Consider the following 7784-nt stretch of genomic DNA (forward strand, 5'->3'; position numbering starts at 1 on the left):
ATTTAATTATCTAAAAAAATAGCGAAATTTTTATATATAAAAATTTCGCTATTTTTTTAGATTTTTAGAATGTTATTATTTATTTTTTTATAAAAGTTTTAAGAATGTTATTTTGCATTTATTATATAAGAAGCGTTTATTAAAAAAAACAGCATGCATGTATTTAAAAAAAAAAAAAAAACACAAATTATTTTACTTTTTTATTGGAGAAAATAAAGAAAAAAATGCTCTTTATGAGAGGGGGAGATGAAAAAATAAGATCAGTATAAATTTTTAAAATAGAAAATGCTACGAATAAACGTATATTTTAAAAAAATTTAAATAATCTTAACTATCAGGATATGTGTTTGTGGCTATTTTTCGTAAATAATAATAACTGATATTAACTTGTTTTTTTAATCCATTGGGCCCCAATTTTGTTAATTCACTAACAGAATACTTGGCCACTAAAGCACGCAGAATAGTTTGTCTAGCTTCTTTTTCATCTAATGAAATTAAACGTTGCGCATTCTTCTTCTTTTTGTAAAAAGCATGCTTGGAAATTCTATACTTAAAAATATTTTTAATTTGACTATCTTTAGAACGTCTTTTAGCATCAATCATAGTTATTGGTTTAAAACCTTTACTAATGAGATTTTTGTTTATCCATCCCAATTGTTGTTTTTTAGCATTTATTAATTTTTTTTCGGAAATACCAAATAGCATAAAAAATAATGGAGTAAGCGTAATCATTTTAGGCATATAATTACCTAATATTTTATCCCAAGTTTTTTTACAAGTAACAAAACCCATTGGTTCCATAAAATTAGTAATTAATCTAGAAGCACGAGTAATAGATTTATTACCTGCCTTAGATAAAGTGGACAAACCGCATTCGTCAGATAATTGTTCAACAGATGCTTGAACTAAATCCGAAGAAATATTAAAATGATAAAGCATAGCTAAAACCATAGCTCGCATAGCACATGCGCGATGCTCGTTTAGTCTTCTAAATCTTTTTAAAGGAAACCCCATTTTAATATTTTTAACTTGTAAAAAATAATTTAGTTCACATCGAGCTACATCTATTTCTGATGCTCTTTTCATAGCATAACAGATAAAAGAAGGTCTACGTTTATTATTTTTTGGTGGTGTAAAAAAGGGATTAGGGTTATGTATATAACATTTTCTTGATATCATAAAATGATACTTAAAATAGTAGATAGGTTGATTTATCATACATTAACAAATATAAAATTAATTTTTTAAGTTTTTAAATTTTTTATATTTGAGAATATATACTTTACTTTTTTTTTTTTTTATGAATAAATATAATTTATAAAAAGAAAAGATATTTTTAACATAAATTTTAATTATTTTCAATAACAAGTTATTAAAACTTTAAAAAATACTCATATTTTTTATGTAATGTAAAAATATGTTTAAAGATTTGATTTATATTTAAAATAATAATACTTATCATTCAAAAACACTAGTTAGGTAAAAAAATGGAAAAAATTATTGAAAAAACTATATATGCTTCTCGCTGGTTGATGTTTCCTGTATATGTAGGTCTATCATTTGGATTTATATTATTAACGTTGAAATTTTTTCAACAAATTGTATTTATTATTCCTGATATTGTAGCCATGTCTGAATCAGGCTTAGTTTTAGTAGTTTTATCCTTAATCGATATTGCATTAGTAGGTGGATTATTAGTTATGGTAATGTTTTCTGGATATGAAAATTTTATTTCCAAAATGGATATACAAGATAATCAAAAAAGATTAGGATGGATGGGGACTATGGATGTAAATTCTATAAAAAATAAAGTTGCATCGTCAATAGTTGCTATATCTTCTGTTCATCTTTTACGTCTTTTTATGGAAGCTGAAAAAATATTAGATAACAAAATTATGCTATGTGTTATAATTCATTTGACTTTTGTTTTATCTGCTTTTGGAATGGCATATATTGACAAAATGAGCAAAAAGAAACATATTCTTCATTAATCATTTTTTACTTAAAAAATAATAAAATTTGAAATTTTTTTGTATTAATGTTATATATGTTATGTGAAAAATATCTTATTCATTATATCATTTATCAAAAATTCTTCTTTTTAAAAATTTATTTTACTTTTAATCAAGTGTGTTTAGTGCCTAGAAAAAATTATATATATAATCCCAAACCATTTTTCAATCCACCTAAAAATGATAAAAAAAGATCTGCATTTATTTGTTATGCAATGAAAAAAGCATCAGAGATCGATGTCTCTAGAAGTAAATTAAATGATACCTTACTTCCTATAGATCCTAAAACTGGTAATGTTTTAACTCGATTTAGACAATTAAATAAACATAGAGCTTGTGCAATGAAAGCTATAGTACTTGCTATGTTATATTATTTTAATATCAATTCTAAATTAGTTGAAGCTTCTATTGAAAAATTAGCAGATGAATGTGGATTATCTACCTTATCAGACTCTGGTAATAAATCTATTACTCGTGCTTCACGTTTAATAAGTGAGTTTTTAGAACCAATGGGATTTGTTAAATGTAAAAAAATACAAAGTAAATCAATTAGTAATTATACACCTAAAAAAATTTTTTTAACCCCTATGTTTTTTATGTTATGTAATATCCCCCAATCCAAAATAAATATTTACTTATCTAATAAAATAAAGTTATCGAAAAAAAAGAAGGAAAGGGGAATTTTTATTTCTTTTTCAGATACAAAAATAATATCACAACTGGATGAAAAAACAGCTAGAAATAAAATTTTAAATGCTTTGATTAATTACTACACAGCTGGTGAATTAACCAAAATAGGTCCTAAGGGTCTTAAAAAAAAGATAGATATTGAATACAGTAATTTATGTAATTTATATAAAAAAAAATCATAATAATAAATTTATACAATAAAAATTTCATCAGACATCGTACACAAAAAATTTTTTGTGTACGATGTCTGATGAAATTTTTATTGTATAAATTTATTTTTATTAAATAAAATATTTCATTATTTAAATTGAGAAAATTTTTATGAATTCTAAAGTTATTATTTTTGATACAACTCTGCGCGATGGGGAGCAAGCATTACAAGCAAGTCTTAGTGTTAAAGAAAAATTGCAAATTGCATTATCTTTAGAAAAGTCTGGTATAGATATCATGGAAATAGGATTCCCTATTTCATCACCAGGAGATTTTAAATCAGTTCAAACTATATCTAAGAAAATAAAAAACAGTCGAATATGTAGTTTAGCTCGTTGTGTAGAAAAAGATATTGACGCAGCTGGAGAAGCTATGTCTTCATCTAGTTCTTTTCGGATTCATATTTTTTTGGCTACCTCAACTTTACACATGGAATCAAAATTAAAAAAGAATTTTAATGAAATAATAGATATGGCTGTTTTTTCAGTAAAGAAAGCTTTACGTTATACAGACGATATTGAATTTTCTTGTGAAGATGCTAGTAGAACTACAATGGATAATTTATGTCGTATTGTAGAAAAACTAATAAAATCAGGTGTAAAAACAATTAATATACCTGATACAGTAGGGTATACAATACCTAATGAATTATCTTTAATAATCAAAAATTTGTTTGAGCGTGTACCTAATATTCACAAATCCATAATTTCTGTACATTGCCATGATGATTTAGGAATGGCTGTAGGAAATTCAATATCAGCTATACAGGCAGGAGCTAGACAAATAGAGGGCACTATAAATGGAATTGGTGAAAGAGCTGGAAATACAGCGTTAGAAGAAGTAATTATGGCTATAAAAGTTAGAGAAGATATATTAGGTGTTTCTACTAATATCAACCATAAAGAAATTTATCGTACTAGTCAAATTATTAGTCAAATTTGCAATATGCCAATTCCATCTAATAAAGCGATAGTAGGTAGCAATGCATTTGCACATTCTTCTGGGATTCATCAAGATGGTGTTTTAAAAAATAGAAGAAATTATGAAATCATGGACCCTAGTAGTATTGGTTTAAAAGAGGTAAAACTTAATTTAACTTCTCGTTCTGGAAGAGCGGCAGTAAAACATTATATGGATGAAATGGGATATAAAAAAAGTGACTATAACATAGATGAACTATATGCTGCTTTTTTAAAATTAGCTGATAAAAAGGGTCAGGTTTTTGATTATGACTTAGAAGCATTAGCATTTATTAATAAGCAACAAGATGAATTAGAATATTTTTCTCTAAAATTTTTTAGCGTACAATCTATTTCTAATGGTTTATCAACTGCATCAGTTAAATTATTATGCGGAAAAAAAACATATACAGAATCTTCTACGACAAGTAATGGACCAGTTGATGCTATTTATCAAGCATTAAACAGAATAACATGTTTTCCTATAATATTACAAAAATTTCAACTTGTTGCTAAGGGTAAAGGTAGGGATGCATTAGGTCAGGTAGATATTTTAGTTGAACATGAAAAAAGAAAGTTTCATGGAGTGGGTTTAGCTACTGATATTATCGAATCTTCAGCGCAAGCGATGATTAATGTATTAAATAATATATGGAAAGCAAAAGAGGTTAATAAAAAGTTAAAAACTTTAAAAAATTTTAAAAATAATTAATCTTTTTGTTAGATACATTGTCATTTTTTAATTTAAATTTGATTTAAAAAAGAGGTTTTTATATGAAAAAAAGTTATCGTATTGCAGTATTACCTGGTGATGGAGTAGGTCCTGAAGTTATGCAAGAAGCATATAAAATTATAGATATTTTAAAAAAAAAATTCTTGTTATCTCTAGTAATTGAAGAATTTAATATTGGAGGAATAGCTATTGATCGTGAGGGTGTTGCTTTGCCAAAAAGCACATTAATAGGATGTGAAAATGCTGATGCTATTTTATTTGGTTCTGTTGGAGGCAAAAAATGGGACAAACTTCCCATAGAAAAACGTCCGGAAAGAGCGTCTCTATTACCCTTAAGAAAACATTTTAATCTTTTTTCTAATTTAAGACCAGCAAAATTATATCCAGAATTACAATGTTTATCTCCTCTTCGTTCTGATATTGTAAAAGATGGATTTGATATATTATGTATTAGAGAATTAACAGGGGGGATTTATTTTGGTAAACCTAAGGGGTATGTAATCGAAAAAGATGCGAAATATGCTTTTGATACGGAAATTTATCATGAGTATGAAATCATGAGAATTGCTCATTTAGCTTTTAAATTAGCACGTTTTAGGAGAAAAAAAGTTTGTTCTATAGATAAATCAAATGTTCTTCAAAGTTCAGTCTTATGGAGAGAGATAGTAGATAATGTGTCTAAAAAATATCCAGATGTTTATCTATCTCATTTATATGTTGATAATGCTACTATGCAGATTATCAAAGATCCTAATCAATTTGATATATTATTATGTTCTAATCTCTTTGGAGATATCATTTCTGATGAATGTGCTATAATTACTGGTTCGATTGGAATGTTACCATCAGCTAGTTTAAATGAAAAAAATTTTGGATTATATGAACCAGCTGGGGGATCTGCACCTGATATTCAGGGTAAAAATATTGCTAATCCTATTGCTCAAATTCTTTCGCTTTCTATGTTAATTAGATATGGAATGAATTTAAATGAAATTGCAGATAAAATTGATCGAGCTGTAAGTTTTTGTTTAAAAAAAGGTTATAGAACGGCAGATATAGCAAATAATAATGATTTTTTAAAAACAAATGAAATGGGTGATGCAATTGCTGATTCTTTAATTAATGGTGAATAATAAAAATGAAGAAAACTTTATATGATAAAATATATGATTCACATATTGTTTTTAATGAAAAAAATAATACGTCTCTTTTATATATAGATTTACATTTGCTTCATGAGGTTACCTCGCCTCAAGCTTTTGATTCATTACGAGATAAAAATAGACAAGTTAGACAACCTAAAAAAACTTTTGCTACTATGGATCATAATGTTTCGACAAAAAGTCAAGATATTAACGCATCTGGATCAATGGCAAAAAAACAAATGGAACAATTAATTAAAAATTGTAATGAATTTAATATATCATTATATGATATTAAACATCCTAATCAAGGTATAGTGCACGTCATTGGTCCTGAACAAGGCATGTCTTTACCAGGCATGACAATTGTATGTGGTGATTCTCATACATCTACTCATGGTGCTTTTGGGGCATTAGCTTTTGGTATTGGTACTTCAGAAGTAGAACATGTTCTTGCTACTCAGACATTAAAACAAAAACGTTTTAAAAATATGAAAATAGAAATTGTAGGAAAGATGCAGAAATTTATTACTGCAAAAGATATAATTCTATTTATCATTGGGGAATTGGGATCATCAGGAGGATCTGGATATATAATTGAGTTTTGTGGAGATGTAATTAAAAAAATGAGCATGGAAGAAAGAATGACAATTTGTAATATGGCAATTGAGATGGGTGCAAAATCAGGATTAATAGCCCCTGATGAAATTACATATTCATATTTAAAAAATAGAATGTATTCACCACATGGTGTACTTTGGGAAAAATCATTAAAATTTTGGAAAGATTTAAAAACTGATAAAGATGCTTTTTTTGATAAAGTTTTTAAGATAAATATATCAAATCTTTCACCACAAATTACTTGGGGGACAAATCCTGATCAGGTAATGGGGATTGATCAAAAAATACCTAATTTTCATAGTTTTAATAATTCAATAAAACAAGATTTAGCAAGATCTGCTTGTAAATATATGGGTTTAAAAACAGGTACTTATTTAACTGATATTACTATTCATAAAGTTTTTATTGGTTCTTGTACTAATGCACGTATAGAAGATTTAAGAGCAGCCTCAAAGATAATAAAAAATAAAAAAATTTCTGATAATGTTAAAGCCATTGTTGTCCCTGGTTCAGGTTTGGTAAAGAAACAAGCTGAAAGTGAGGGGTTAGATAAAATTTTTATTGATGCAGGTTTTGAATGGCGTTTGCCTGGTTGTTCTATGTGTTTAGGCATGAATAAAGATAGATTAAATGATGGTGAACGTTGTGCTTCTACTAGTAATCGAAATTTTGAAGGTCGTCAGGGCAGAGGAGGGAGAACACATTTAGTAAGTCCCATCATGGCTGCTGCAGCAGCTATATATGGTAAATTTTTTGATGTAAGAAAATTAGATAATAGTGAGATTAATAAAAAATGTTAAAATTTATTGGTCATACAGGTATTGTTGTTCCCTTAGATATATCTAATATAGATACGGATATTATTATTCCTAAGCAATTTTTAAAAAGAGTAAATAAAATTGGATTTGGTAAATACTTATTTCATGACTGGCGTTTTCTTGATGTAAATCAAAAGATTAAAAATGAGCAATTTATTTTAAATAAGAAAATTTATAAAAATGCAAGTATTTTATTAACTGGTGAGAATTTTGGCTGTGGATCTTCAAGAGAGCATGCTGTTTGGTCTTTAGTAGATTATGGATTTAAAGTAATCATAGCACCTAGTTTTGCTGATATTTTTTATGATAACAGTTTTAATAATAAACTACTTTTAATTACTTTAAGTAAAAGTGAAATTTCATTTCTTTTTGATATTGTAAAGTGTGATATAGCTATTAATTTTAATATTAGTTTAATTGATAAAACAATTACTGTAAATAAAAATATATTTTCATTTGAATTAGATGATTCTTATTATTTTTGTTTATTAAATAATTTAGATAGTATTGACTTAACTATGAAACATTTATCGGATATAAAAACTTATGAAGGGGGTATATCTGATTTTATTTTAGAAAGGCGAGAGTTTAAATCTTAA

7 protein-coding genes are annotated in these 7784 nt (G+C 26.6%); 6 read left to right on the forward strand and 1 reads right to left on the reverse strand.

The window, feature by feature from the left end; all coding sequences use genetic code 11:
- Window positions 1-327: 327 nt before the first annotated feature.
- Window positions 328-1179 (reverse strand): plasmid replication initiator RepA, encoded by an 852-nt coding sequence (repA, locus tag BAKON_RS03105; RefSeq protein WP_014499731.1) that lies wholly within the window; start codon window positions 1177-1179, stop codon window positions 328-330.
- 308 nt (window positions 1180-1487) lie between these two features.
- Here repA (BAKON_RS03105) and BAKON_RS03110 point away from each other — a divergent pair, with 308 nt between their 5' ends.
- From BAKON_RS03110 to leuD, 6 genes are all read left to right on the forward strand, one after another.
- Window positions 1488-1991 carry a TIGR00645 family protein gene (locus BAKON_RS03110; RefSeq protein WP_014499732.1) on the forward strand — a complete coding sequence of 168 codons (504 nt, stop codon included), beginning with the start codon at window positions 1488-1490 and terminating at the stop codon, window positions 1989-1991.
- A gap of 146 nt (window positions 1992-2137) precedes the next feature.
- Complete coding sequence (repA, locus tag BAKON_RS03115) at window positions 2138-2884, forward strand: plasmid replication initiator RepA (protein ID WP_014499733.1); 747 nt, start codon at window positions 2138-2140, stop codon at window positions 2882-2884.
- Window positions 2885-3023: 139 nt separating this feature from the next.
- Window positions 3024-4583, forward strand: a complete 1560-nt coding sequence (leuA, locus tag BAKON_RS03120) for a 2-isopropylmalate synthase (protein ID WP_014499734.1) — start codon at window positions 3024-3026, stop codon at window positions 4581-4583.
- Window positions 4584-4645: 62 nt separating this feature from the next.
- A complete protein-coding gene (gene leuB, locus BAKON_RS03125) occupies window positions 4646-5737 on the forward strand; it encodes a 3-isopropylmalate dehydrogenase (RefSeq protein WP_014499735.1) in 1092 nt (363 codons plus the stop codon).
- 5 nt (window positions 5738-5742) lie between these two features.
- Window positions 5743-7167 carry a 3-isopropylmalate dehydratase large subunit gene (gene leuC, locus BAKON_RS03130; RefSeq protein ID WP_014499736.1) on the forward strand — a complete coding sequence of 475 codons (1425 nt, stop codon included), beginning with the start codon at window positions 5743-5745 and terminating at the stop codon, window positions 7165-7167.
- Entirely contained in the window at window positions 7161-7784 is a 624-nt protein-coding gene (leuD, locus tag BAKON_RS03135; RefSeq protein WP_014499737.1) for a 3-isopropylmalate dehydratase small subunit, read from the forward strand. The genes leuC and leuD overlap by 7 nt, the downstream gene beginning before the upstream one ends.

Source organism: Buchnera aphidicola str. Ak (Acyrthosiphon kondoi) (assembly GCF_000225445.1).
GTDB lineage: Bacteria > Pseudomonadota > Gammaproteobacteria > Enterobacterales > Enterobacteriaceae > Buchnera > Buchnera aphidicola_A.

Coding starts and splice junctions, on each gene's coding strand:
- leuA (WP_014499734.1), top strand. CDS start 3,024: ATGAATTCTAAAGTTATTATTTTTGATACAACTCTGCGCGATGGGGAG.
- leuB (WP_014499735.1), top strand. CDS start 4,646: ATGAAAAAAAGTTATCGTATTGCAGTATTACCTGGTGATGGAGTAGGT.
- leuD (WP_014499737.1), top strand. CDS start 7,161: ATGTTAAAATTTATTGGTCATACAGGTATTGTTGTTCCCTTAGATATA.
- leuC (WP_014499736.1), top strand. CDS start 5,743: ATGAAGAAAACTTTATATGATAAAATATATGATTCACATATTGTTTTT.
- BAKON_RS03110 (WP_014499732.1), top strand. CDS start 1,488: ATGGAAAAAATTATTGAAAAAACTATATATGCTTCTCGCTGGTTGATG.
- repA (WP_014499731.1), bottom strand. CDS start 1,179: ATGATATCAAGAAAATGTTATATACATAACCCTAATCCCTTTTTTACA.